The sequence below is a fragment of the Streptococcus sanguinis genome, from assembly GCF_026781265.1.
In the GTDB taxonomy this organism is placed as follows: Bacteria; Bacillota; Bacilli; order Lactobacillales; family Streptococcaceae; genus Streptococcus; species Streptococcus sanguinis_T.
Genome location: NZ_JAKUVC010000002.1, coordinates 929,748 through 954,892 on the forward strand (window position 1 = coordinate 929,748; position 25,145 = coordinate 954,892).

Genomic DNA, 25,145 nt, shown 5'->3' on the forward strand with positions numbered 1-25,145 from the left:
CCTTTTATTAGCTATTTTGTCAGATAAGCCTCTAACTCTTCTAAGCTAGAAACCATTTGAGGATAGGCCACAATTGGCCGAGAGATGATAATGCAGTCCATCCCCAGCTCTTGACAGCCATCAATCTTTTCACGAATACCACCAACTGTACCGCTCTCCTTGGAAACAAAGACATCTGCTCCAGAGCGCAGCAAGAGCTCTTTATTACACTCTTTGGAAAATGGAGCTTTAATCGCATCAATCTGATCCGCTACCAGTCCCAGCTGCTCACAAGCCAGAAGCACCTCTGAAGTCGGCAGAACACGAACGACAATCCGCTGCTCTGGCAGCCCCTTAACAAAGAGTGGCAAGGTCTTGCTGCCTGTTCCCAGATAGACTGTCTTGTAGACGCGCTTGGCAATCTCATCAATCGCTTCTTGGGTCGAGTGGACCACGATGGCCCCGCTCAAATCCAAGGTCGCCTGACGCTCAAAGCGCAGGTAAGATACACCGGCCATCTCTGCCGCCCGAATGGCTTCCTTGGAAACGATGTCCGCAAAAGGATGAGTTGCATCAATGATTTCATCCACATCATTCTCTTTGATGAAGGCAACCATGTCCTCAGCTGTCAGCCTGCCCTGAATGACCGGCTGGCCGTATTTTGAAGCCAAGTGCCGGCCGTAGTCTGTGACAACAGAGCTGGTCACATCGATTTTCAAGCGGTCAAGCACTTCTAAAATAGCGGTGCTGTCGGATGTTCCTCCCAGCAGTAATTTCATCATAAAGTATATCCTCGAGGTGTGATCATGCGTCCGTTTTTAACATAAGTTTCTTTGTTACCAACGATAACGATTGTCGTCATATCTACCAAAGTCTCATCCAAGTCTTTGATAGTCGTCAAGATGATTTCCTCATCCTTACGGCCAATGTCCTTGCCGATACCGACGATCGTATCCTCTGATTTGTACTCAGACATGATAGAAAGCGCTTTTGCCAAATGGTCTGGACGTCCCTTACTCCGAGGGTTGTAGAGGCAGACAACAAAGTCACCTTGAGCTGCAGCATGCAGACGCTTCTCAATCATTTCCCAAGGCGTCATCAAGTCACTCAGACTAATGTGACAGAAGTCGTTCATGAGGGGAGCTCCCATCGCTGCAGCAGCACCCAGACTAGCTGTAATACCTGGAACCACCTTAACTTCTACATCACTGGCATCTCCCAGCAATTCTAAAATCAAGCCAGCCATTCCATAGACTCCGGCATCCCCACTAGAAACAACGCCGACATTTTTGCCAGTCTCTCTAGCCAAATCAATGGCCTTTTGGCAACGGTCGATTTCCTGACGCATACCATTCGCTACGAGCTCCTTGTCCTTGACCAAATCAAGAATCAACCGCATATAAGTCGAGTAGCCGACGATAATTTCACAATCTGCTATAGCAGCCAATGCTTCTTGTGACATCAATTCTTCTTTACCTGGGCCTAATCCGATAACGTATAGCATATATTTTTTCTCCTTTATGGGTATGATAAAATTCTATAATGGCAGTTGGTTTATAAGACCGTCTGCTCTTTTTGATTTACTTTTTGGTTATTGCTTTTGCAAGCGCATAGGTACAGCCGTTCTTGGCAAAGCGCTCTGTCAGGACTTGACCCTGACTGGCCAGATCTGCGCTGGCCAAGGAGACACTGCCGACTCCGACTGTCTTTTTGACAAATTCTGACTGAGGATAGCGGTCTGCTACGACAGACAGCTCCTCCTTGCTAAAGGTCTCAAAGGGACAGCCCAATTCTTTGGACAAGGCTAGAATAGCTGCTTCGTCCTTCTTGACATCAATGCTGACGATTTTAGAAATCTCACTGGCAGAAATCCCTTGCTGCTGACAAAATTCCTCAAAGCCTTCTCGGAAGACAGCAGGAGACACATCCTTTCTCGCTCCAACTCCTAAGATATAGGGTTGAGGATAGATGAGAGCCAGATTGTCTCTTTGAATGTCCTTTTTTTCTGTAGTCAGCAGAATCAGCGGGTCTGTTTCCTTGAGAACAGCCACCAGCTCTTCTTCACTCACAAGAGTTAGGCCGCGAAGGTCAGTGACCCAGACCTTTTCCTGATAGAAATAGACTGTTCGACCGCTGCCTAGATAGCTGTTGAAAGGTTTGATGAACTCCCTCAATTCCGGCCGCCAACCATTGACCGACTGAGCCAGATTGTCCAGAGCTGTTACATTCTGCACATCTGTCGCTGTCGTGATGACAGGATTGGAACCGAGCAGTTCTGCGATGTCTAGCGTCACTTGATTGGCTCCGCCTAGATGTCCGCTCAGCAGACTGATGACATTGGTCGCTTTCTCATCCATGACTACCACAGCTGGGTCAGTCGCCTTGTCTTTCAAGACTGGCGCAATAGCTCGCACAACTGCCCCGATAGCCATGATACAAATGAGGACATCCACTTCCTGAAAGAGCTGACCAAGCGCCTCAATCACTCGTCCTTCAATGGCAATGACCCTGTCATCTGCCAAGCGAGGTGTCGTATAGATAGGGATTTCCTTGCCTAGCTTTTCGCGCAGAGTTAGTGCCAAGTCCTTGCCGACTGCTGTCACTGTTGCGATTGCGTAGCGGGCTTGAGAATTACTTGGCATGGCTGCTCTTCCCCCGTCTGAACTCATGCTGAAAATCCGCATGGTAGAGTTTGGAATAGTAGAATTCCTGACCTAAAAAGTCACCGACCAAAATCAAAGCTGTCTTTCTAATCTTAGCTTCCTTGACCTTCTCAGCAATGTTTGTCAAATCGCCAAAGACCTTCTTTTCATCCGGCCAAGTAGCCTTGTAAATGACAGCCACAGGCGTTTCTGGAGGATAGCCACCCTCAATCAGCTCGCTGACGACCTTTTCGATGCCTTGAACGGACAGGAAGATAGCCATAGATGTCCGGTGCTGAGCATAGCTTTTCAGGGATTCCCGATCTGGCACAGGCGTCCGGCCAGCCATCCGAGTGATGATGAGGCTTTGAGAAACCTCTGGTACAGTATACTCTGCCCCAATACTGGAAGCAGCTCCCAGAAAAGAGCTGACGCCCGGCGTACAGTCAAACTCTATGCCCCGCTTCTTCATCTCTTCGATCTGCTCTCGAATGGAGCCGTAGATGGAGAAATCTCCCGTCTGCAGGCGGACCACATCTTTACCAGCCTTGACGCCAGCCTCCATGACATCGATGATTTCCATCAAGTGCATGCTGGCGCTGTCATGAATCTCAGCTCCTTCCTTACAGTAGTTCAGCAGGTCTGGATTGACCAAGGAGCCCGCATAAATGACCACATCAGCCTCAGACAGCTGCTTGTAACCTTTGAGCGTAATCAGCTCCACATCACCTGGGCCAGCTCCAACAAAATGTACTTTGGACATCAATTAGCCTCTCTTTCTTTTTTCTTACAGGAAACGATAATGGTCGGATTCTGAGGCTTAAAATAGTGCCCCTTGCCTATAGCTGTCCAGCGGCTAGCCTGAACCGAGACAATCTCTAAATCCTCCCAGTCCATCTGCTCCGCTATTTGAGCCGCTTCCAGAGCGTTCTCCAGCAGGATAAAGTTCAAGACCAGCCGTCCGCCCGGCTCCATGAGCTGGGCACACCAGTCAAAAATCTCCTGCATATTGCCCCCGGTTCCTCCAACAAAAATGGCATCAAAGCTACCTTCCAGCTCAATCGGAGCCAGGCCTTGATGGAGACGGACATTGTGGCAGCCAAAGTGCTGGATATTCTCCTGCGTCAAGGCCACCGCGTCTTCATTGCGTTCCACTGCCACCACTTCCAGTTCTGGATAGGTTCGGGCTGCCTGAATCGTGACACTGCCAGTTCCAGATCCGACATCCAACATGCGCTTGGCCCGATGCAGCTCCAACTTATCCAAACTGATGGCTCTGACTTCTTCCTTGGTCATAGGGACTTTAGCCCTGATAAATTCCGAATCCCTCATCTAACACCACCACCACATTCATTTCATACTCTCTATCTTCTACCTCATTCGCAGGCAGAATAGTAATGCGCTCATCTTCATAACTCAGCTGCTCACCGATGACCAGCACCTTATCTAAGCCTCTTTTAACAGCCTCTTGAGCAATCTCGTAGGGGCCAACTTTCTGATCAGTCACCATAAAGACTTTTGACAAACTCATAATCAAGTCAAAGTTAGGCTCCTTAGCATGGCTGCTCGTCAGATAAGCATCGTTCATGGGCAGGGCAATTCTGCTGGCCAGATACTGCATGGCGCTGATACCTGGGGAGATGACCACGCGCCCCTTGAACTTCTCTGACAGCCATTTGCCCAAGCCGTAAATCAGCGGGTCGCCTGAGGCCAGATATAGAATTTCTTCATCCTCACCAAAGCTCCCCAGCAATTCTGCCAACGCAGCTAATTTTTTAGGAGGAACCAGGCCCTTATCCCGATAAGCTGGTGGCAAAATTTCCAAATGCCGCTCGCTGCCCAAAATGCGGTCTGCCTTCTCAAAATAGGCTTCCTGTCCCAGGAGACCATAGCTGGGATCTCCCGGACCAATTCCGATAACATAAATCATGTCCATTCCTCCTTTATCTGCTCTAAAGGCTGAGTTGATGCCAGATAGCCTTCCTCAGTCCCAAAGACGACCACTTCAATGCTGACTTCTGGCTTACGATAGCGAAGCAGGCGCTCACTTCTAGCCTTAATCTTATCCGCCAAGACCTGATAGACACCCTCATAAGAAAATTCTTTAATGGCTGTCCCAGCTGCCTCGGTCGTCAAGCACTTATCAACCTTTTCCAGCAACTCCATGGGCGCCCCCATCAGGGCTAGATTAGCCACCAGAGTTTCCATACGGGCATCCGAGTCCTTGCTGTGGGTAGAGAAAATCCCAGCCGCCACTTTGACAAACTTGCCCATGTGACCGATCATCAAAACCTTGGTAAATCCGATCCGCTGCACTTCTTTGAGGACATGGCCAACAAAGTTACTCATATTGACAATGCGCCCAGCTGAAATCCCCACAGTATTAGTAGCAAAATCTTCACCGTAATTCCCTGGCACCAAGACGACTGAGCGGTGCCCTTGATTGTAGAGCATGGTCAGCTCGATTGTGATAGCTGCTTTCCAGCTTTCCTCAGACATAGGATTGACAATCCCTGTCGTCCCCAAGATTGAAATACCGCCGATAATACCTAGTCTAGAATTGTAGGTCAACTTGGCTGTTTCTTCTCCTCCGGGAACAGAAATGATGACCCGCGCCCCACAGTTGGGACCGATAATCTTACGGACATGCTGCTCAATCATCCGTCTAGGAGTCGGATTGATGGCTGCCATGCCAACATCGCAGGCCAGTCCTTTCTCGGTCACACGCCCGACGCCCTGACCGCCGTCAATCTCGATTTCTGTCTGATCTGGCAGAAGGGTCACAGTCGAATAAATCAAGAGGCCGTGCGTCGCATCCGCATCATCTCCTCCGTCTTTTTCAATGGCAGCTGTCGCCTCTTCTGGTCCAAAGGATGGATTATGAACATCCATGGTCACTTCCACACCTGAAGCCGTATGCACAGTGACCTTTTCTTCTCTTTCCTGATTTAAGATCATAGTCAAGGCTGCAACGGTCGCCGCCGTCGCACAAGTACCAGTTGTAAAACCTTTTCTTAATTTCTTTCCATTGACATAAGCGTATTCATCCATCATTAGCTCTCTCCTTTCTCCGGAGTCTGCTTTCTATCTGAAACACTGTAACGCTCATAGTCCGTAGTGCCTAGCTTGAGCTGGTAGAGGATGGCATTGATGACCGCCGCCGCAATGGTACTGCCGCCTTTTTGCCCCAGTGCCGCGATAGAAGGCACCGAACTTTCATGCAGTTTGAGCTTGGATTCTGCCGCTCCGACAAAGCCAACTGGAACCCCGACAACCGCATCCGGCTGCAAGCTTCCCTCTTCGACCATATCCAAAACCTTAAAGATGGACGTTGGAGCATTCCCGAAGACAAAGAGTTTTGGACCATCCACTTTAGCTGCATATTCTACAGCAGCCATGGAGCGAGTAATTCCTTTTTCCTTAGCTTCCTTAAAGATTGCTGGCTCATTGACCAGACAGCGATAGGAAACACCTAAGTCATCCAGCAGTTTTTTATTAAAACCACCCAAGACCATGGTCGTATCTGTAAAAATAGTACCCTTGTTTCGGAGGACGTAGAGGATTTTTTCAATAACCTGATTGGAAAACTTTATATTGTAGAGGTAGTCAAAGTCTGCACTGGTAAAGACAACCCGCTTGAGCACTGCCTCTTCAAAAGGATCTGAAAAATGAATATCCAGATGCTCTTGGTCAATAATTTCCTGAATCTTACTGAAACTAGCTTCTTCAATCTTGTGCGCTGCTTTTAGATAGGACATCTAGTTCTTTCCTCCTTCTTTACTGCTTGGCGTAGAGTAGCGGACATAGTCATCCGTCACCACTTCTCTCAGCTGGTAGATAATGGCATTGATAATGGCTACTACAATCGTGCTGCCGCCTTTTCTGCCGAGATTGACAAGGGCCGGAAGACCTGACTGAAGCAGTTCTTCTTTTGACTCTTCGACATTGATAAAGCCGACTGGAACCCCAATCACTGCATCCGCTTCTACCAATCCCTGATCTGCCAGCTCAATCAGATAAGATAAAGCCGTAGGAGCACCACCGAAGGCAAATACTTTAGGACCTTCAATCTTAGCTGCTATCTCAACAGCTGCCATAGCTCTGGTAATCTGCTTTTCCTTAGCCAGCGCAACCACTTCTTCATCACTGATTAAACAGCGGTAGCTTACACCCAGCTGGTCAAGCACGCGTTTATTAATCCCATTGAGAGAGATATTAGAGTCCAAGAGAATAGTCCCCTTAGCTCTAATGACCTCTTCTATTTTTTCAAGGACATTATGCTCAAATCGCATAGTATAGAGATAATCGAAATCTCCCGTCGTATGGATAGCCCTCTTAATAATGGATTCTTCCATTTCCGAATGGAAGACATAATCAGGGTCTTTTTCAGTAATCGTAGTCTGAATAATTTGAAAACTCTTTTCCTCGATAGAGGAAGGATTTTGGATATATGTCATAGTATACTCCTAGAAATATGCTTGCTTTACTAAATAAAAAAGAGTGAACAAGATTAAACCTGTCATGGTACTTGTATAAAGCAGAGAGATAGCCGTCTGAATATCATCTGCCTCAACCGGTCTGGAAGCTTCTCCAATGGTCGGCTTCTCAATCAGCTCTCCGTGATAGACATGCGGTCCGCCCAGCTGAATGCCCAAAGCTCCAGCCACAACTGCCTCTGAAAAAGCACTGTTGGGACTAGCATGCTGGTAGCGATCCCGCCAGCCAATCCGCAGGGCTCCTTTGACATCCAGCAGTAAAATCTGACTGCTGAGAATCAAGAAAAGCCAAGTCAAACGCGCAGGAATCAGATTGGCCAGATCATCCATCTTGGCAGATATGAGACCGATTTTGCGGTATTTCTCCGTCTTATAGCCCACCATAGAGTCCAAGGTGTTGATGGCTTTATACGTCACGGCTAAGATGGGGCCGCCTAGAAAGAGGCAGAGCAGAGGACCGATAACCCCGTCACTGGTATTTTCAGCCACCGTCTCAATCGTCGCCTTACTGATTTCCTCTGGTGTCAGCTGGGACGTTTCACGGCCGACAATCATGCCAACTTGCTTTCTAGCTTCTTCCAAAGTACCAAACTTGAGCGTATGGTAAACTTTTTGGGCCTCAAAAGCTAGACTCTTAGTCGCCAGACTGGCATAGGCCAGATAGATCCAGACGATCCAGTAGAGGACAGGATGAACCAGACCAGCCAGCCAGAGTAGCCCGTAGCCAACTCCCAGTGCCAGTCCAACTGTTGTCAGCCAGAGGAAAAAGCCAAATAGATAGGGCGAAAACTGCCTTTTCTCCTGCAAGCGCATGCATAGATAAATATAGGAACCTATCCACTTGACTGGATGAGGCCAGCTATAGGGGTCGCCAATCAGCCAGTCCAGTAAGACGGCTAGAAAAATTGCAATGAGTGTCATATCAGTTCGCCTCTTTGATATAGTCCAGCCAGTTGGCTAGCAGCTGCTCGTCCTGATAAAAATGAACATGCAAGTAGCTGGCGAAGGTCCTACCCTTTTGGTAACCGCCTGTCCAGGCAGCTACGACCTGACCGTCTCTGACCTTCTCTAGCTTGAGAACCGTATCTTCCTCCGTTTCAAAGACTGAATGGTGAAACTCATGTCCCCTGACAGCTGTACCTTTAGGACCAAAAAGACTGTCTATCTGCGTTTCTGCTTGGCAATAACCAAAGCTTTTCAGGCCGGGGGTCATCAGGCTCTTGCCCTTGAAAATGCCGACCATTTCATAGACCTGACCCTCTACTTCCAGCAGCTCTCCCAGATACATGAGGCCACCGCATTCTGCGTAGATTGGCCGGCCCTGCTCGTGAGCTTTCTTAACCGAAGCCCGAAAGTCAGCATTTGCCATCAGCTCCTGAGCGTAGACTTCTGGAAAACCACCGCCAAAATAATAAGCATCTGCAGCTGGCAGTTCCTTATCTTTCAGGGGGCTGAAAGGCACCAGCTGGACATTGAGCTCTCTTAAAAAGTCTAGATTGTCTTCATAGTAAAAGTGGAAAGCATCATCCAAAGCATAAGCCAAAGTTAAGGGCTGGTCATTGCGGATATGAAAAGGATTGGTCATCCGCTTATCGGGAAGTTCTGCCTTTTCCAGCAGCCTGTCTAGATTTATATGCTTGGCTGCTGCCGCTCCCAAGTCCTCAAATCGACGGTCCAAATCATCCATTTCTACATCAGGGATTAGACCCAGATGGCGCGATGGCAGTTCTGCTGTCGCATTCTTAGGCAGATAGCCTAGCACTTCAACATCCGTATAACGCTCAATGGCACCTTTGATGAGTTCATAGTGGTTCTGTGAAGCCACCCGATTGATAATGACCCCAGCAATATCCAAATCTGAATCAAAGGTCGCAAAGCCATGGACCATAGCAGCTGCCGAGGTAGATGTCGCCTTCCCATCGATAATCAAGACAACCGGAATGCCCAACTTCTTAGCAACAGAAGCAGAAGATGCACAGTCCTTGTCCGTTCCCAGACCATCAAAGAGCCCCATGACGCCTTCGACCACTGCCACATCAGCGTCTCCATGCCATTTGTAGTAGGACCAAGCCAAACTCTGATCGTCCGGTATCATAAAGCTGTCCACATTCCGTGAAGGCCGCCTGGTAATCCGACCATGATAAGCTGTATCAATATAATCAGGTCCTACCTTATAAGGCTGGACCTGATAACCTCTGTCTACCAGAGCTTTCAAAATCCCTAGGGTAACTGTTGTCTTTCCGACACCGCTGGAAACACCAGCCAGCATAAATTGCTTCATTACTTTACTCCAGATTTGCTGATAAAAAAAGTACTACAAAAAAAATAAGGAATTTTTATTTTTTTGTAGCACCGTTGCTCACTTAATATGTAGAGCAAACACCCCGTTGTGTTCGCTTTCAGTTCTTATATTAAATTTATTTTAATATAAAGCATAAAAGCTGTCAAGTTTTTCCTAGAGCATCTGCGAAAAAAGTCAGGATTTTAGAGCGTCTCCACTGGAAATTGAGCATTTTTTACAATTCTGTTAAATTTAAAAAAACATCAGAAAAACGAACATTCCTGATGTTTTATTTGAGCATCAACCTGCATCTTCCTCTACAAATTGACTATTATAGAGGTCCGCATAGAAGCCATTCTGATTCATAAGTTCATCATGGTTGCCCTGCTCGATGATATTTCCATCGCGCATAACCAAGATGAGATCCGCATTGCGGATAGTGGACAGACGGTGAGCAATAACAAAGGAAGTCCGACCCTCCATTAGTTTGTCCATAGCCTTTTGAATCAGCTCCTCCGTCCGCGTATCCACTGATGAAGTTGCCTCATCCAAGATCAAGAGCGGCGCATCTTTCAGCAGAGCACGAGCGATGGTCAACAGCTGCTTCTGACCGACCGATAAGTTGACCGTGTCATCAAGCACTGTATCATAGCCCTGCGGCAGAGTCATGATAAAGTGATGAACACCGACCGCCTTCGCTGCAGCAACAACTGCTTCATCCGTCACATGCTCTTGATTGTAAATCAAGTTTTCTCGAATCGTTCCCTCAAAGAGCCAGGTATCCTGCAAGACCATTGAAAAGGCATCGTGAACCTCGGAGCGTTTCATATCCTTAATATCTATACCATCAATGCTGATACGTCCCTTATCAATTTCATAGAACTTCATAAGGAGATTAACGATGGTCGTCTTACCAGCACCCGTCGGACCGACAATGGCAATCTTCTGTCCGGCTTTGGCCTGAGCTGAGAAATCATGAATGATGGTCTGGTCCGGCTTGTAACCGAAGAAGACATCTTCAAAGGCAACATCTCCCTTGACAGCAGTAAGCTGCTGCTCTTTATGCCGGTCGTCTTCTATCTCAGGCTCAGCCAGAAATTCAAGGACACGAACCAGTGCTGCACCAGCCTGCTGCAAGACAGTGATTCCTTGCGCAATCTGTGACAAAGACTGAGAGAAGGTCCGCACATAAACCATAAAGGCGACGATAATTCCGATACTAATAGAGCCATTAATCGCCAGAGCAGCACCGACCAAAATAACCAGCACATAGGCAAAATTCCCAGTAAAGAACATGAGCGGCATCATCATACCAGAGATAAATTGCGATTTCCAAATACTGTTATAGAGATTGTGATTGAGAACTGCAAAGCGCTCCTTAGACTGCTCAATGGCATTATAGCTGGTAACAACATTATGACCAGAGTACATCTCCTCCACATAACCGTTTACCGCAGCCAGATCGTTTTGTTGGGCGGTGAAATAGCCCTGAGACTTGCCCATGATGAGGCCGACAAAGACAAAACCGACTATAGTAGCCAAGATGGTTACCAAGGCCAAGATCCAGTTCATGAAGAACATGGTCAGAACCACAGCCACCAAGAGCAAGCTGGCAGAGATAACATTCCCCAGACTCTGGTTGAGGGATTGGCCGACCGTATCTACGTCATTGGTCACGCGCGACAGAGTATCCCCCTGAGAATGACCATCGAAATAGCCCAGCGGCAGCTTGTTAATTTTCTCTGCAATGGCCGTCCGCAGCCGCTTGGAGAAATACTGGATAACCGTACTGATGATAAAGGACTGGCCGTAGTTGAGCAGAGCTCCGACTGCATAGAGCACGGTCAGTAGAAGGGCAATCTCAGACACAGCTTTTAAATCAATACTGGTAGCCAGACCTTCAGAGATAAGATTGGTAATTTCTTTTAGTTTATTTGGCCCATAGACCGTGATAATGTTTGACAAGACAGCTCCCACAAATGCCAAAGCAAGAGGAAGCTGGAAGCCTTTGAGATAAGGCCGTATCTGGCTAAATAATGAAGGCTTCTTATTTTCCATTTTCTAATTCCTCCTTGGATAGTTGTGAGTAGGCAATTTCTTGATAGACTTCGTTGCTGGCCAAAAGCTCTCGGTGGGTACCTTGACCGACCACCTTACCAGCATCCAAGACCAAGATTTGATCCGCATCCATGATAGTAGAAATCCGCTGCGCCACGATTAGCTTGGTCATATCCTGCGTCCGCTCAGCCAGTTCCTTGCGCAAAATGCGGTCTGTCTTATAGTCTAGCGCCGAGAAGGAGTCGTCAAAGATGAGGATTTCTGGCTTACGAGCCAAGGCTCTGGCAATGGCCAAGCGCTGACGCTGGCCACCAGAGAAGTTGGTTCCGCTTTGAGCCACTTCTACTTTCAGCCCCTTTTCCTTCTCTTGGACAAAGGGCTTGGCTTGTGCCAGGTCAAGAGCCTCCCACATTTTCTGCTCATCCAGCGGGCTTTCTTGGCTTTGACCGAAGTCCAGATTGCTCTCGATATCGCCAGAGAAAAGCACAGCCTTTTGCGGGATGTAGCCGACCTTATTATGCAGGTCTTCTAGCTGGTAATCCTGAACATTGACACCATCTACCAGAATCTCTCCTTCAGTCACATCATAAAAACGAGGAATGAGATTGACCAGCGTGGATTTCCCTGAGCCAGTTGAACCGATAAAGGCTACGGTATCACCAGCCTGCGCTGTAAAGCTCACATGCTCAATGACCGCTTCTGAATTCTTGGAATAGTGGAAGGACACATCTCGAAAGACCACTTCTCCCTTGCTGTCCGCTGCTGCCTTAGGCTGTTCCGGACTGGTGATAGAAGAATGCAGGTCCAGAACTTCATTAATCCGGCCAGCCGATACAATGGTTCGAGGCAGGACAATGAAGAGAGCACCCATGAGCAAGAACCCAATCACAATCTGCATAGCATAGGACATAAAGACGACCATATCACTGAAGAGCGGGAGACGCTCCTGCAGTCCAGCCTCCTGAATCAAATAAGCACCAATCCAGTAAATAGCCAGCGTCAAACCGCTGGAAATCCCCATCATAACTGGATTCATCATAGCCATCAGACGACCGATGAAAAGATTGAGTCGGGTTACTTCATCATTGGCCGCCGCAAACTTCTCATCCTGATAGTCCTCAGCATTGTAAGCCCGGACCACGCGAATCCCAGTCAGACTCTCTCTAGTGACACTGTTTAGCTTATCGACCAAGCGCTGCGCAACCGACTGCTTGGGAAAGGCCAATGTAACCAAAACTACTGTCAGCAGGATATTGACTATAACAGCAATAAGAACTGCAGTTAGCCAGTTCTCGGACTTGCCAATAATCTTGGTCATGGCCCAAATCGCCATAATCGGTCCCCTGGTCACTACCTGAAGCCCCATGGTAATTAAGGTCTGTACCTGGGTAATGTCATTTGTTGTCCGAGTCAGCAGACTAGGGATTGAAAATTTCTTAATCTCCGTCTGTGAATAGTCTAGCACACGGTTGAAAATATCGCTCCGCAAACTCTGAGTAAAGCTAGCTGCTATACGAGCGGCAAAAAAGCCAACCACAATAGCTGACAGCAAGCTAGCAAAAGATAGGCCGATCATTTTCAGACCTGGCTCCCACAGATCCGCCAAACCAGTCCCCGGCGTTTGCAATAGCTCTGTAATCGTCGAAATATAGGTTGGAACTTCTAATTCCAGATATACCGTTAGGAAGGTGAAGAGCACACTGAGAACAATCATGCTCACTTCCCTTGCTGTCAGGCGTTTAAATAACTTAAACATCTTTTCCTCCATTTTCTAAACTTTCAATATTCTGATAAAACTTGGTCATGACTTGAGAAAAAATCAGCAGTTCCTGCTCAGAAACACCATTCAAAATAGAACGGTTCATTTCATCAAAAAAGTCACGGATTTTTTTCATTCTTTCCCGCGACTGCGGAGTGAGACGGATATATTTAGCCCGCTTGTCTGTCTTGCTCGTTTCCAGCTGGATAAATCCATTCTTCTCCATCCTTTTCATTAAGTTAGAGGCCACCGATTTGGAAATATCCAACGCCTGCTCAATATCCTTGATAAGAGTGTCCTTCCCCTCTTCCGTACGACAGGCAACAATATGCAAGACCTGCCCCTGCGGCCCAGCCATGGACTCAATCCCTTGCTCCTTGGCAAGCTTTTCCACTATGAGGTGAATCTTTCGTCCAAAACGCTTCATTTCTAATAAAGGCTTTTCCATCAAAACTTCCTTCCTAGATTGGTTCTCGTGAGAACCAATTAGTTTTCATGAGGACCATTTTAGCACATAGAAGAAAGATGTCAAGAAAAAAGTTTCTATGAGAACTATTTTTTTGATCAAAAAATTCAGCCCTTCTCAGGCTGAATTACTTCATCAAATTAAGATTCCTTCCAAATGGTCCAATTCATGCTGGCAGATTTGGGCAGGCAATCCTTTCAAAGTCATGGTCTGCTGCTGCCAATTTTTGTCCAGATAATCGACTGTGATTTCCTGATAACGTTGGGTGGGACGGCTTCCAGTCAAAGACAGGCAGCCCTCTTCTGTTTGATAAGAGTCTGACTTAGAGAGCAGCACCGGATTAAACATAACTACTGGCACCAAGCCATATAGAAAGATAATGACCCGCTTACGGACGCCAATCATATTGGCTGCGAGCCCTATACAGTTTTCTCGATTGGCCTGCAGAGTATCCTGCAAGTCTTGAGCCAGATAAAGGTCTTCTCTACTTGCTTGCTCTGATGGTTGCTGCAGGAAGAAAATATCTTTGACAATTGCTTTTTCCATTACTTTTCCTCATAGAGAAGGGCCTGATAAATCAGACCCTATAAACTTATTTTGCGTGGCGCTCACTAACTTCTTTAGCCAGTACAAAGTTCCCCAGCGTTGCGGAGCCATTCCCAGCCACAGCCGGTGTCACGATATAGTCACGAACATCAGGAACTGGCAAATAGCCATTCAGAAGAACTGCGAATTTCTCACGAACCCGATCCAGCATGTGCTGCTGAGCCATAACCCCGCCACCAAAGACGATGACATCTGGACGGAAAGTCACTGTCGCCTGAATAGCCGCCTGAGCGATATAATAAGCTTGAATATCCCAGACGGAACTATTAAGTTTAATATTTTCCCCACGAACTCCGGTCCGCGCCTCTAAGCTTGGTCCAGCCGCCAATCCTTCCAAACAGCCATTGTGGAAAGGACAAACACCATTGAACTCTTTTTCCACATCCATAGGGTGCTTAGCTACATAATAATGCCCCATCTCTGGGTGACCTGTCCCCCCTACAAATTCGCCTCGCTGGATAGCACCAGCACCGATTCCTGTCCCAATCGTATAATAGACCAGATTTTCAATGCGGCCGCCAGCATTGTTACGGGCTACTACTTCACCATAAGCTGAGCTATTAACATCCGTTGTGAAGTAAATAGGCACATTGAGAGCACGGCGCAGAGCACCGACAATATCCACATTAGCCCAATGCGGCTTAGGCGTCGTCGTGATAAAGCCGTAAGTCTTTGAATTAGGGTCAATATCAATTGGCCCGAAAGAACCAACAGCTAGACCAGCTAGATTGTCAAAACGAGAAAAGAACTCAATCGTCTTATCCAGCGTTTCAATAGGCGTGGTCGTTGGAAACTGTGTCTTTTCAACAACTTCAAACCGTTCATCGCCTACAGCACAGACAAACTTAGTGCCACCAGCTTCCAAACTTCCATACAATTTTGTCATTATAAATCCTCTTTTAAAATTTGATTTCTACTCTATTCATTATAGCATATCTCTGGTAGACTTTTGTTAAAAACCATCCTCTTGAAACTCTTACAGACAGAGCTATTTTATGAGAAAAACGAACAAATCAATTTTTGTTCGTTTTCTACATTTCATTAAGCCTTGACTTCGATTACTGCGTCGCCTTTAGCAAGAGCTCCTTCTGCTACTGGAGTCACAGAAGCGTAGTCAGCTGTGTTGGTAACGATAACCATAGTCGTATCATCCAGACCAGCGGCTGCAATTTTCTCAGCTTCAAATGTTCCCAGAACATCACCAGCTTTAACCTTATCGCCTTGAGCAACCTTTTGGTCAAAACCTTCACCGCCCATAGATACTGTATCAATTCCGACGTGAATCAGAATTTCAGCACCATTAGAAGTTTTGAGACCATATGCATGACCAGTCGCGAATGCAATCGTCACTTCAGCATCAGCCGGGGCATAAACCACACCTTGGCTAGGCTTGATAGCAATTCCTCGTCCCATCGCTCCGCTAGAGAAAACAGGATCATTCACATCGCTCAAAGCTACTGCCTGACCAACAATTGGAGAAATAATCGTTTCGTCTTGGAGGGCAGCTGGCACATTACCAGTTGTTTCTTCTTCGACTAATTTTTCAGTTTCAGTTGTGTCATTTTGTTTATCAAGAGCAACTCGTAAAGCAGCACTTGGAATTGAAGCCTTAGATAGGACATCTGTCATTTCATCTTGCCATTCATCTGTTTCATCTTCAAAACCGAACATATAAGTCAAAGCAAAACCAATCGCAAATGATACAGCTACCATAAATATGTATTGAAGCAATTGACCATTACCAATGTAAAGGAGTGTACCAGGAATAATCGTGATACCATTACCTGTACCAGCTAAACCAATAAGTGAAGCTAGTCCACCACCGATGGCACCACCAATCAATGAAAGGAAGAATGGTTTGCGGTAGCGCAAATTAACCCCGAAGATAGCAGGTTCTGTAATACCAAGAAAGGCAGAAAGGGCAGCTGAGAATGACAAAGCTTTAAGTTTTGGATTTTTAGTTTTGACACCAACAGCAACAGTCGCAGCACCTTGAGCAGTCATGGCAGCTGTGATGATAGCGTTGAATGGGTTAGCATGGTCAGCTGCGAGCAATTGTACTTCAAGCAAGTTGAAGACATGGTGTACACCTGATACGACAATAACTTGGTGAACCCCACCAATCAACAAACCACCTAGACCAAATGGCAAACCAAGGATAGCCTTTGTACCAAAAAGGATGTAGTTCTCAACAACGTGGAAGACTGGTCCGATGACGAAAAGTCCAAGGATAGACATTACAAAAAGTGTAACGAATGGTGTCACCAAGAGATCCAAGACATCTGGCACAACCTTGCGGAGAGCTTTTTCAAACTTAGCTCCGACAAGCCCGATAATGAAGGCTGGAAGAACGGAACCTTGCAAGCCAACAACTGGGATAAAACCAAAGAATTTCATAGCAGTCACTTCGCCACCAGACGCAACAGCCCAAGCGTTTGGAAGTGAGCCTGAAACAAGCATCATACCAAGAACGATACCAACGGCTGGATTTCCACCGAATACACGGAAGGTTGACCAAACTACCAGACCTGGTAGGATAATGAAGGCAGTATCTGTTAAGATTTGAGTATAGGTAGTCACATCTTCTGGAAGTGTCATACCAAGGGCTGTCAAGAGTCCACGGACACCCATGAAGAGACCAGTCGCTACGATAACTGGGATAATTGGCACAAATACGTCACCAAATGTACGGATAGCACGTTGGAACCAATTCCCTTGCTTAGCAGCTTCTGCTTTCATGTCATCTTTTGATGAAGTTGGCAATCCTAAGGCTACAACTTCGTCATAGATTTTATTAACCGTACCGGTACCAAAGATAATCTGGTACTGGCCTGAGTTAAAGAAGGCACCCTGAACTTTTTCCAGATTTTCGACAGTATTTTTGTCGATTTTACCTTCATCTTTTACCATGACGCGCAAGCGAGTCGCACAGTGAGCCACACTGTTGACATTCTCACGTCCGCCAAGGGCTTCGATGACTTTTTTTGCAATTTCAGTATTATTCATTTGCAAAAATCTCCTTATAAATATTTTTAACTTTTTGAAAGCGATTTTATCACCTTTACGAATATTATTTTACCATGATTCAAAAATATGTCAAGCGTTTTGCAGAAAAAATATTTTTTCACTGTTAAATGTTGATTTTTCGGCAGAAAACGTTTACTATAGTAATAAGAAATAATATGATTCGGAGGACAAAAGATTGGCTTGGACGACTGAAAAACGCTACAAACACTATGAAGACTGGACTCAGGAAGAGGTACAGCAGATCAAAGAAAACATCGCTAAATCTCCTTGGCGGGCTAACTACCATGTGGAGCCTCAGACAGGTCTCCTCAATGACCCTAATGGCTTTTCTTATTTTGACGGCAAGTGGGTCGTTTTCTATCAAAACTTTCCTTTCGGAGCAGCTCACGGGCTCAAGTGCTGGGTACAGTTGGAAAGCGATGACCTAGTCCACTTCACGGAAACTGGTCTTCGGGTGCTGCCAGATACTTCTCTGGACAGCCACGGCGCCTACTCTGGCTCTGCCATGCAGTTTGACGACAAGCTCTTTCTCTTCTATACTGGCAATGTTCGTGATGAGAATTGGGTGCGTCACCCCTATCAGATTGGTGCCTTGTTAGATAAATCAGGTAAGCTGGAAAAAATTGACAAGGTCTTGATTGAACAGCCTGCGGAAGCGACCGACCACTTCCGCGATCCACAGATTTTCAACTACAAAGGACAATTCTATGCCATTGTCGGTGGACAAAATCTAGACAAGCAAGGCTATGTTAAGCTTTATAAGGCTCTTGATAACGACTATACCAACTGGGAAGTCATTGGCGATTTGGACTTCGCCAATGATAAGACAGCCTATATGATGGAGTGTCCTAATCTAGTCTTTATCAATGACCAGCCAGTCCTGCTCTATTGCCCTCAAGGTTTGTCTAAAGATGTACAAGACTATGGTAACATTTATCCAAACATGTATAAAATAGGTCAATCGTTTGACACAAACAAAGCTGCTTTGATTAATCCTAGCCCTATCCAAAATCTGGACTACGGTTTCGACTGCTACGCCACCCAAGCCTTTAATGCACCTGACGGTCGCGCACTGGCTGTCAGCTGGCTAGGCTTGCCTGATGTGGAATATCCATCTGACCGCTTCGACCACCAGGGAACCCTCTCTCTTGTCAAGGAATTGACCCTGAAAGACGGCAAGCTCTACCAGTATCCAGTGCCTGCTATCAAGAATTTGCGAGCAGAAGAACAACCTTTCGCTGCTTTGTCAGAAAGCAAGAACAGCTACGAACTAGAACTGAAGCTTGCTGCGGACACCGAGCATGAAATCGTCCTCTTCGCAGACAAGGATGGCAAAGGGTTACGCATCAATTTTGATCTTAAGGAAGGGCAAGTGACAGTTGATCGCAGCCAAGCGGGTGAGCCATTCGCTCTGGACTTTGGAACCAGACGAAACTGCAATATTGACAAAGAAGCTACAAATGCTACTATCTTCATCGATAAATCAATTTTTGAAATTTTCATAAATAAAGGAGAGAAAGTATTTTCCGGCCGTGTCTTCCCGAGAGAAGACCAGACAGGCATTGCCATTACCAAGGGCAATCCAACCGGTACTTACTATGAATTAGATTATGGTCGCAAAGCTAACTGATGTAGCAAAACTTGCAGGAGTCAGCCCCACAACTGTTTCCCGTGTCATCAACAGAAAAGGATACTTATCCGAAAAAACGATTTCGAAGGTTGAGGCAGCCATGCGAGAATTGGCCTACAAGCCTAACAATCTGGCACGCAGTCTCCAAGGAAAATCAGCCAAGCTAATTGGACTCATTTTCCCTAATATCAGCAATGTCTTTTATGCAGAATTGATTGACAAGCTGGAGCATGAGCTCTTTAAACAAGGCTATAAAACCATCATCTGCAATAGTGAGCATGATTCAGACAAGGAGCGCGAATACCTTGAGATGTTGGAAGCCAATCAGGTGGACGGCATCATTTCTGGCAGCCACAATCTAGGCATCGAGGACTACAATCGTGTGACTGCACCAATCATTGCCTTTGACCGCAATCTTTCGCCGGATATCCCTGTTGTCTCCTCAGACAACTACGGAGGCGGGGTGCTGGCGGCTCAGACCTTGGTCAAGGCTGGAGCGCAAAACATCATCATGATTACTGGCAATGACAATTCCAACTCACCGACCGGCCTGCGCCATGCTGGCTTTGCTTCCGTCCTGCCGGACGCACCGATTATCAATGTGTCCAGTGATTTTTCTCCAGTCCGAAAGGAAATGGAAATCAAGCAAATCCTGAGTCAAACTAAGCCCGATGCTATTTTTGCTTCAGATGATTTGACAGCCATCTTAATTATGAAAGTCGCTCAGGAGCTAGACATTCAGATTCCCAAAGATTTGAAAATCATCGGCTACGATGGCACTTACTTTGTGGAGAACTACTACCCACAACTGGCAACTATCAAGCAGCCGCTAAAAGATATTGCCTGCCTCTCTGTGGACCTGCTCCTCAAAAAAATAGCCGGCCAAGAAGTCCAAACGACTGGCTATTTCCTGCCAGTCAGTCTCTTGCCTGGTAAAAGCATCTAATTTTTATCCCAAAAAGAGTCTGGAACAAAAGTCCGGCCTTAAATATAAAAAGCGAACAAAACGAGTTATCTGACACTCAGAATTCTGTCTTGTTCGCTTTTTTGTCTAATCTATAGATTTTAAAAATTTATAATAAAGAATTCCTAAAATCAAAATCTTTTTGTCCTAGCCTCTTTTTATGTCTAATCTTTCAAAAGCTCTCATACTATTTATCAAAGCTTTCTAAAGCTTTTTCACGTTCTTCAACTTGGCCCTTGGCGTCTAATTTTTCGCCCTTGTAAACTGTGGATTCCCATGATCCATACATTGGATTAGGGAAGATGATGAATTTTTCACCAAATTCTTCTTGAAGTTCGTCCAATTTCTTGTCACGCTCTTCGGAAGACTTTTTAGAGAAGTCTGCAAAGTCAACTAAATTATCCCCAAAAAGCATAACTAGATTTGTCGTTTCTTGAACTTTTTGACGACGTCCTTCTTTTGAATTGACGCCTTCTTCCAAGAGCATCAAATGGTCACGTCCCTGAACAGGAATGCCTTCTTTTTCTAGGTTCTTAATGGTTGCATCTACCTGACTAGCCGCACGGTCAGAAATATAGTAAATTTGTACACCATTTTCATTGGCAAACTGGAGGAATTCTTTTGCTCCTGGAACGGCTTTAGCCTCCGCCTTTTGGACCCAAACATTCCAATTTTCAGGTGTAAATGCTGTGCCATCCTTTACATTTTTCACTTGATAGGGGCTGTTATCCAGTACAGTCTCATCCAAGTCTAATACGATGGAATAAGGTTTTTCTGTCGGTGTTTTTAATAATTCTTTCAGACGATTCGTTGCAACGTTATAACCTTGGAAATACAAAGCCTTGGTTTCAGCCGCCTTTTGATACCAAAGAGTAGACATGGTATTTTCTCTTGAACGAAGCTGATCATAGGTCATCGAAATCTTATTATCCGATGTACTGCTCTCTGTTGTCTTATTTTCTGTTGGTTTCGAAGCACAGCTCGTCAGAATAATAACTGATGCCAATGCAGAAAAAATAGTTACGGTAGCTTTCGTTGCTTTCATAAAAAAAACATCCTCCTAATATTATTCTAATTAAATTATAACGCTTTCATAATGATTGTCAAGAAAAACCCTTATCTGAGCATCTAATAATCCGCTATTTTTTTGAAGGATTAACTTCCTTAAGGCTCTCGGCCTTTTGTCTTACTTCACTCCTAGCTTCATCTGCATTCTTTTTAGATTCCTTACACCAAAAAAGCCGAGATAAAAATCTCAGCTGACCTCCATTATTAGAAGTCGTCTTTATTTAGCCATAGTCTAAAAAATTTCTCACAGGGCATTCATCAAATTATTACTCTTTCTTTCTAAAGGTTAACAGACCTGCCAGGAAAGCAAGGAAGGCACCTAAAAGTGCCAGTAGAGAAGTGCTTGTTCCAGTTTTTGGCAAGGCTTTTTCTGTTTGGCTAGCCGCTTCTTTTACTGCTGAATCCTGAGGTTTTTGCGCATCCAAGGATAAAGCCTGAGGCTGAGCCTTGGCTACAGAAGCGGCAGACAGCTGCTCTTCTTGAGCTACTGGAGCTTGGGATTTTTCTTCCTGAGCTGGGGTAACTTTTCGAAGTCGCAAAATAGTCGCTGTCAGCGGAGCTAGGGCTAAACCATTGCTGTTTCTGGTGACACCTGCTGGATCAGAAATGGCTGTCACTCCTGCGGTATTGCCATCTGCCACAACCTCTGCACCTGCTAGATGCTTGTAGGCTTCGCCAAAGTTGAATTGTCGTTCCTTGGTGTCCGCATTGACAAAGACTGCATAAATATCGCCATTTGACGCAACCACTTGGTAACCGAGAACAAGATCTTCTTTCTCAACACCATCTTTGCCAGGCTGGGTGATGAGGCTTACATTTTGCTCCACTTCATCTTTGGAGCTGCGGGTAAAGGCATCCGTTGACTTCCGCAAGGCAATCAAGCCTTTCATATAGGCACGACTCTTGGCATTTTCAGGGAACTTCTCCGAATCAGTCGCCTTGGTCCAGTCAAAGTGGTTGACCGCGTCGCTCGAATCATAAGAATCATGAATGAAGTACGGATAGTCAAACGGCGTGCCATCTTCATTGGTCAACAAATGCGCTTTGTTTGGAACCTTGTCTTCTGAGACAGGATATTTATAGGCAGGATCACGGAATTGCTTGGTCCGGCCGTATTCTTGACCAGAGTGGATAAATGGTGTCCCTTGTGAAGTCAGAATCATCAGATTTCCCAGACGCAGGCGGCGATGAATCTCCTGATAATTGGCAGCTAGTGCCGGATCTTTCTTGATTGACTGAGCAATGATATCAAAAAGTGTCAGATTATCATGAGCAGCGATGTATTGGATTACATCCCCCGGGCTATCCGCCTCGAAATTAGTTGGCTGCGCTTTGATGTTTTTGAAGACATTTTCCACACTACGCTTGCCACCAGTGATAAAGGCTGGTGTTCCCTCATTTGGATAACCCGATTTCAAGGTGTTGCGAATATCATCTGAGAAGACCGCTATCGTATCTGTTGACTTCATCCAAGATTGATCAGCAGGCTGGACAGCTTTATTTTCATCACCTGCATAAGTCTTCCAGCCCTCACCCAGCATAATGAGATTTGGGTTGAGCTTCTTGGCATCTTCGTAGGCTTTTTGGATGGACTCAGCATCGTGATCCCCCATCATATCAAAGCGGAAACCATCTACCTTGTACTGCTCTGCCAGGTACTTGATCGAATCTACCAAGACCCGTCTGCTCATATAGTGAGTAGTACCCAAGCGGCCGCCGCCAAAGCTGGATCTCGGTGTACCATCCGCATCCATAAAGTGGTAGTAATTGGGCTCCAAATCTTCAAAGATAGAGGTCTTAGCCGTATGATTATAGACCACATCCAGTATAACGCCCATTCCACGCTTATGAATTTCGTTGACAAGGTTTTTGAATTCCTCAATGCGCTTGGCTGGATCTGTCGGCGCACTGGAGTACATACCTGTCAGTGAGAAGTAGTTTTGCGGGTCATAGCCCCAGTTATAGTTGCTGTTGCTGGAAGCGTACTTGTCCATGCGCTCAGCATTTTTCAGCTCATTTACAAAGTAATAACTTAGAACTGGCAAGAGCTGAACGTGGGTCACTCCCAAGTCTTTCAAATAATCTAATTTCTCAATGAAAGCTGAGAAGGTTCCAAATTGAGATTTCAAATCCTTTGAGATAGCTGGATCAGATGTGAAATCACGAACATGCACCTCATAAATCAAGGCATCTTCCCGCTTCTTAAAGTTCGGTATAGTAGCATAGGTCAGGTCTTTCGGTCCATATTCACTTGGATCTACAAAAGCTGCCTTGGCAATCTTGTAGGCATCCCCCTTGTCCGCATCTTCACTGTTCCAAGCAGCTAAAGACTTGGCATAGGGGTCCAGCACAAGAACTTTTTTGCCGCCGCGAGTAATTTCATAATGATAGAAATACCCTTGATAATCAGAAATTCCTAGACCGCTCTCAGGTGTCAAGCTACTGATCCATGTGCCAGCTTCGCCTTTTTGCATAGCCAGGCGTCCAATGACCTTGTTCTGATCTTCTTTGTCATAGACTACCAAATCGACTTGGTCCGCACTTGGTGACCAGAAAGTTAGGTCCACTTGTTTGCCCGCTTGAGAAACACGCGCTCCCAATTCACCATCATACTTATAAATACCATCCTTCAGTTGCCAGTTCATGCTGGTTTTGAATTGGTCATTGCCATATTTGATAAGGTAAGGTGACTGAGCTTGGTTAAAATCACCGATGAATTTGGCGCTTTTAGTCTTAGGATCCAGAACCACATCTTTAACAGCGACTTCATTGCCATCTTTGTCTGTAATCTTTAAGTTCTTTAAAATGTCCTCTTTTTTAGCACTTTCTAAGGTAGAAAAGCTGGCTTCAATCTCGGTCAAGCCTATATGCTGGGCACCCGTCATACGAATATCATTGACAAAATAAGGGTTGGTATAAACTGTCGGATCCGCATCACGCAAGAAAATCTGGCTATTTTTCTCCAAATTAGCGAAATTATAATCCTGATTTTGAATCTTCACATCATCTCCTGATTTGCTTTCGTCTAGAAGCAAAAAGCCAATCATCTTAGCAGCATCTTTCAAGGGGACATCTACATAGCGACCGTATTTCCCAGTATTTTCAAAATCCACTCCGTCAGGCCAATTCTTGCTCGGGTTTTGGACATCTCCCCAGAGCCAGAGCGAATTCTTATCATACTGGCCATCTGTACGATAGTAGTTGATTCGTACCATGCCTTTTTTGAAAGGCTCATAAGTATGAGGTTGATAGTCCGTGTCAAACCAAACCTCATTCATCTGAGGACTGAGCAGTTCAACTGTCTTGTCACCTGTAATATTTTGCCCTGCGGTATTATTGATTAGAAGGCTGATTTTGCTTCTTTTCTCAGCCATTTTAACATCAAGATAATAGCCGTAGTCATCTTCTTTAGCAGTCGCAAAACTAGTCGCTCCAGTTGGCCAACCACCCTTTTGGCTAGAAGGCGTCTCGACATCATCCCAAGTCCACAAGCCCAAGCTATCTAGATTTTGTGAAGGTAGGGTTTTGAAATGAAAGCGAATATTGCCTTCTTCAATAGCATCTTTCGCCGGAGCCTGCGGCTGACTAACTGGTTCTTGCTTGTCTTTTTCACTTGGATTTGCAGCATCTTGACCAGCTGCTTCTGAACCTGCACTAGCTGGAGCTTGATCTGCCACTACACCAGTTGGAGCCGCCTGCTCTGAAGCCCCCGCTCCTGAACTATCTGCCTCTCCAGTTTTTTCTTCATCAGCTGACTTAGATTGGGCTGCCGCATTTACATCAGAGACTGCTTCTGTTGCTGGGCTGCCCGATGTGCTCGCCTCATCCGCTTGGACTAATTGGGCATTTCCCAGTAGGAAACCTGAGGCAATGACAACAGAGGCTACTCCTACTTTTAAGCGACGGATGCCGAAATAATGACGCTTTTCGCCCATCCGAGACTGTAGGTGATAGTTATTTTTCATAAACAGAAAACTCCTTTATTTTTTCTTATAGAGAACATCTGTGCAAACGTTTTCTGTATTTATTATACCGATTCTTTTTTAACTTGTAAAGGCTTTTAAGAAGAGTTTTTTCACTCAGATATTTCATGCTCTCTGTGTGGATTTTGATGATTAGAGTGAACTATTTCTGATTTAATCAAACTTTGACAGTCAGGAGCACACTTG

General features: G+C 45.8%; 20 protein-coding genes and 2 pseudogenes. 2 read left to right on the top strand and 20 right to left on the bottom strand.

The window, feature by feature from the left end:
* Positions 1-11: 11 nt before the first annotated feature.
* The 18 genes and pseudogenes from cobK to MK370_RS05260 all read right to left on the bottom strand — a co-directional run.
* The gene (gene cobK / locus MK370_RS05180) at positions 12-761 is read right to left on the bottom strand and encodes a precorrin-6A reductase (RefSeq protein WP_268684425.1); all 750 of its coding nucleotides are present in this window, start codon (positions 759-761) and stop codon (positions 12-14) included.
* The gene (gene cobJ, locus MK370_RS05185; protein WP_002910545.1) at positions 758-1,483 is read right to left on the bottom strand and encodes a precorrin-3B C(17)-methyltransferase; all 726 of its coding nucleotides are present in this window, start codon (positions 1,481-1,483) and stop codon (positions 758-760) included. Before cobJ ends, cobK begins: the two co-directional genes overlap by 4 nt.
* A 76-nt stretch (positions 1,484-1,559) precedes the next feature.
* Entirely contained in the window at positions 1,560-2,621 is a 1,062-nt protein-coding gene (gene cbiG, locus MK370_RS05190; RefSeq protein ID WP_268684426.1) for a cobalt-precorrin 5A hydrolase, read from the bottom strand.
* Complete coding sequence (locus MK370_RS05195) at positions 2,611-3,384, bottom strand: cobalt-precorrin-4 methyltransferase (protein WP_002919595.1); 774 nt, start codon at positions 3,382-3,384, stop codon at positions 2,611-2,613. The genes cbiG and MK370_RS05195 overlap by 11 nt, the downstream gene beginning before the upstream one ends.
* Positions 3,384-3,953 carry a decarboxylating cobalt-precorrin-6B (C(15))-methyltransferase gene (locus MK370_RS05200; RefSeq protein WP_002896464.1) on the bottom strand — a complete coding sequence of 190 codons (570 nt, stop codon included), beginning with the start codon at positions 3,951-3,953 and terminating at the stop codon, positions 3,384-3,386. The genes MK370_RS05195 and MK370_RS05200 overlap by 1 nt, the downstream gene beginning before the upstream one ends.
* A complete protein-coding gene (locus tag MK370_RS05205; protein WP_268684427.1) occupies positions 3,925-4,557 on the bottom strand; it encodes a cobalt-precorrin-7 (C(5))-methyltransferase in 633 nt (210 codons plus the stop codon). Before MK370_RS05205 ends, MK370_RS05200 begins: the two co-directional genes overlap by 29 nt.
* Positions 4,548-5,675: a cobalt-precorrin-5B (C(1))-methyltransferase CbiD gene (gene cbiD / locus MK370_RS05210; protein ID WP_268684428.1), complete on the bottom strand. Its 1,128-nt coding sequence runs from the start codon at positions 5,673-5,675 to the stop codon at positions 4,548-4,550. The genes MK370_RS05205 and cbiD overlap by 10 nt, the downstream gene beginning before the upstream one ends.
* Positions 5,675-6,379 carry a cobalt-precorrin-8 methylmutase gene (locus MK370_RS05215; protein ID WP_268684429.1) on the bottom strand — a complete coding sequence of 235 codons (705 nt, stop codon included), beginning with the start codon at positions 6,377-6,379 and terminating at the stop codon, positions 5,675-5,677. The genes cbiD and MK370_RS05215 overlap by 1 nt, the downstream gene beginning before the upstream one ends.
* Positions 6,380-7,078, bottom strand: a complete 699-nt coding sequence (locus MK370_RS05220) for a cobalt-precorrin-8 methylmutase (RefSeq protein ID WP_268684430.1) — start codon at positions 7,076-7,078, stop codon at positions 6,380-6,382.
* A 9-nt stretch (positions 7,079-7,087) separates the two neighbouring features.
* Positions 7,088-8,038, bottom strand: a complete 951-nt coding sequence (cbiB, locus tag MK370_RS05225) for an adenosylcobinamide-phosphate synthase CbiB (protein ID WP_268684431.1) — start codon at positions 8,036-8,038, stop codon at positions 7,088-7,090.
* A 1-nt stretch (position 8,039) separates the two neighbouring features.
* Positions 8,040-9,398 (bottom strand): cobyrinate a,c-diamide synthase, encoded by a 1,359-nt coding sequence (locus tag MK370_RS05230; protein ID WP_268684432.1) that lies wholly within the window; start codon positions 9,396-9,398, stop codon positions 8,040-8,042.
* 300 nt (positions 9,399-9,698) lie between these two features.
* The gene (locus tag MK370_RS05235; RefSeq protein WP_268684433.1) at positions 9,699-11,456 is read right to left on the bottom strand and encodes an ABC transporter ATP-binding protein; all 1,758 of its coding nucleotides are present in this window, start codon (positions 11,454-11,456) and stop codon (positions 9,699-9,701) included.
* The gene (locus tag MK370_RS05240; protein ID WP_268684434.1) at positions 11,446-13,212 is read right to left on the bottom strand and encodes an ABC transporter ATP-binding protein; all 1,767 of its coding nucleotides are present in this window, start codon (positions 13,210-13,212) and stop codon (positions 11,446-11,448) included. Before MK370_RS05240 ends, MK370_RS05235 begins: the two co-directional genes overlap by 11 nt.
* A complete protein-coding gene (locus MK370_RS05245) occupies positions 13,205-13,663 on the bottom strand; it encodes a MarR family winged helix-turn-helix transcriptional regulator (protein WP_268684435.1) in 459 nt (152 codons plus the stop codon). Before MK370_RS05245 ends, MK370_RS05240 begins: the two co-directional genes overlap by 8 nt.
* Before the next feature lie 153 nt (positions 13,664-13,816).
* Positions 13,817-14,227, bottom strand: a complete 411-nt coding sequence (locus MK370_RS05250) for a peptide deformylase (RefSeq protein ID WP_268684436.1) — start codon at positions 14,225-14,227, stop codon at positions 13,817-13,819.
* Between the two features lie 46 nt (positions 14,228-14,273).
* Positions 14,274-15,173 carry a fructokinase ScrK gene (gene scrK / locus MK370_RS05255; protein ID WP_268684437.1) on the bottom strand — a complete coding sequence of 300 codons (900 nt, stop codon included), beginning with the start codon at positions 15,171-15,173 and terminating at the stop codon, positions 14,274-14,276.
* A 155-nt stretch (positions 15,174-15,328) separates the two neighbouring features.
* Positions 15,329-15,838 (bottom strand): annotated as a pseudogene (locus MK370_RS11335) (PTS sugar transporter subunit IIA); the annotation flags it as partial.
* A 99-nt stretch (positions 15,839-15,937) separates the two neighbouring features.
* Positions 15,938-17,293 (bottom strand): annotated as a pseudogene (locus tag MK370_RS05260) (sucrose-specific PTS transporter subunit IIBC); the annotation flags it as partial.
* Positions 17,294-17,489: 196 nt separating this feature from the next.
* On the opposite strand from MK370_RS05260, the gene MK370_RS05265 reads away from it, so the two are divergent.
* Positions 17,490-18,944, top strand: a complete 1,455-nt coding sequence (locus MK370_RS05265) for a sucrose-6-phosphate hydrolase (protein ID WP_268684439.1) — start codon at positions 17,490-17,492, stop codon at positions 18,942-18,944.
* Entirely contained in the window at positions 18,925-19,890 is a 966-nt protein-coding gene (locus MK370_RS05270) for a LacI family DNA-binding transcriptional regulator (RefSeq protein ID WP_268684440.1), read from the top strand. The genes MK370_RS05265 and MK370_RS05270 overlap by 20 nt, the downstream gene beginning before the upstream one ends.
* A gap of 205 nt (positions 19,891-20,095) precedes the next feature.
* Here the strand turns inward: MK370_RS05270 and MK370_RS05275 are convergent, their stop codons facing one another.
* Positions 20,096-20,953: a 5'-nucleotidase, lipoprotein e(P4) family gene (locus tag MK370_RS05275; protein ID WP_268684441.1), complete on the bottom strand. Its 858-nt coding sequence runs from the start codon at positions 20,951-20,953 to the stop codon at positions 20,096-20,098.
* A 289-nt stretch (positions 20,954-21,242) separates the two neighbouring features.
* Positions 21,243-24,941: a pullulanase gene (locus tag MK370_RS05280; protein ID WP_268684442.1), complete on the bottom strand. Its 3,699-nt coding sequence runs from the start codon at positions 24,939-24,941 to the stop codon at positions 21,243-21,245.
* Positions 24,942-25,145: the final 204 nt, after the last annotated feature.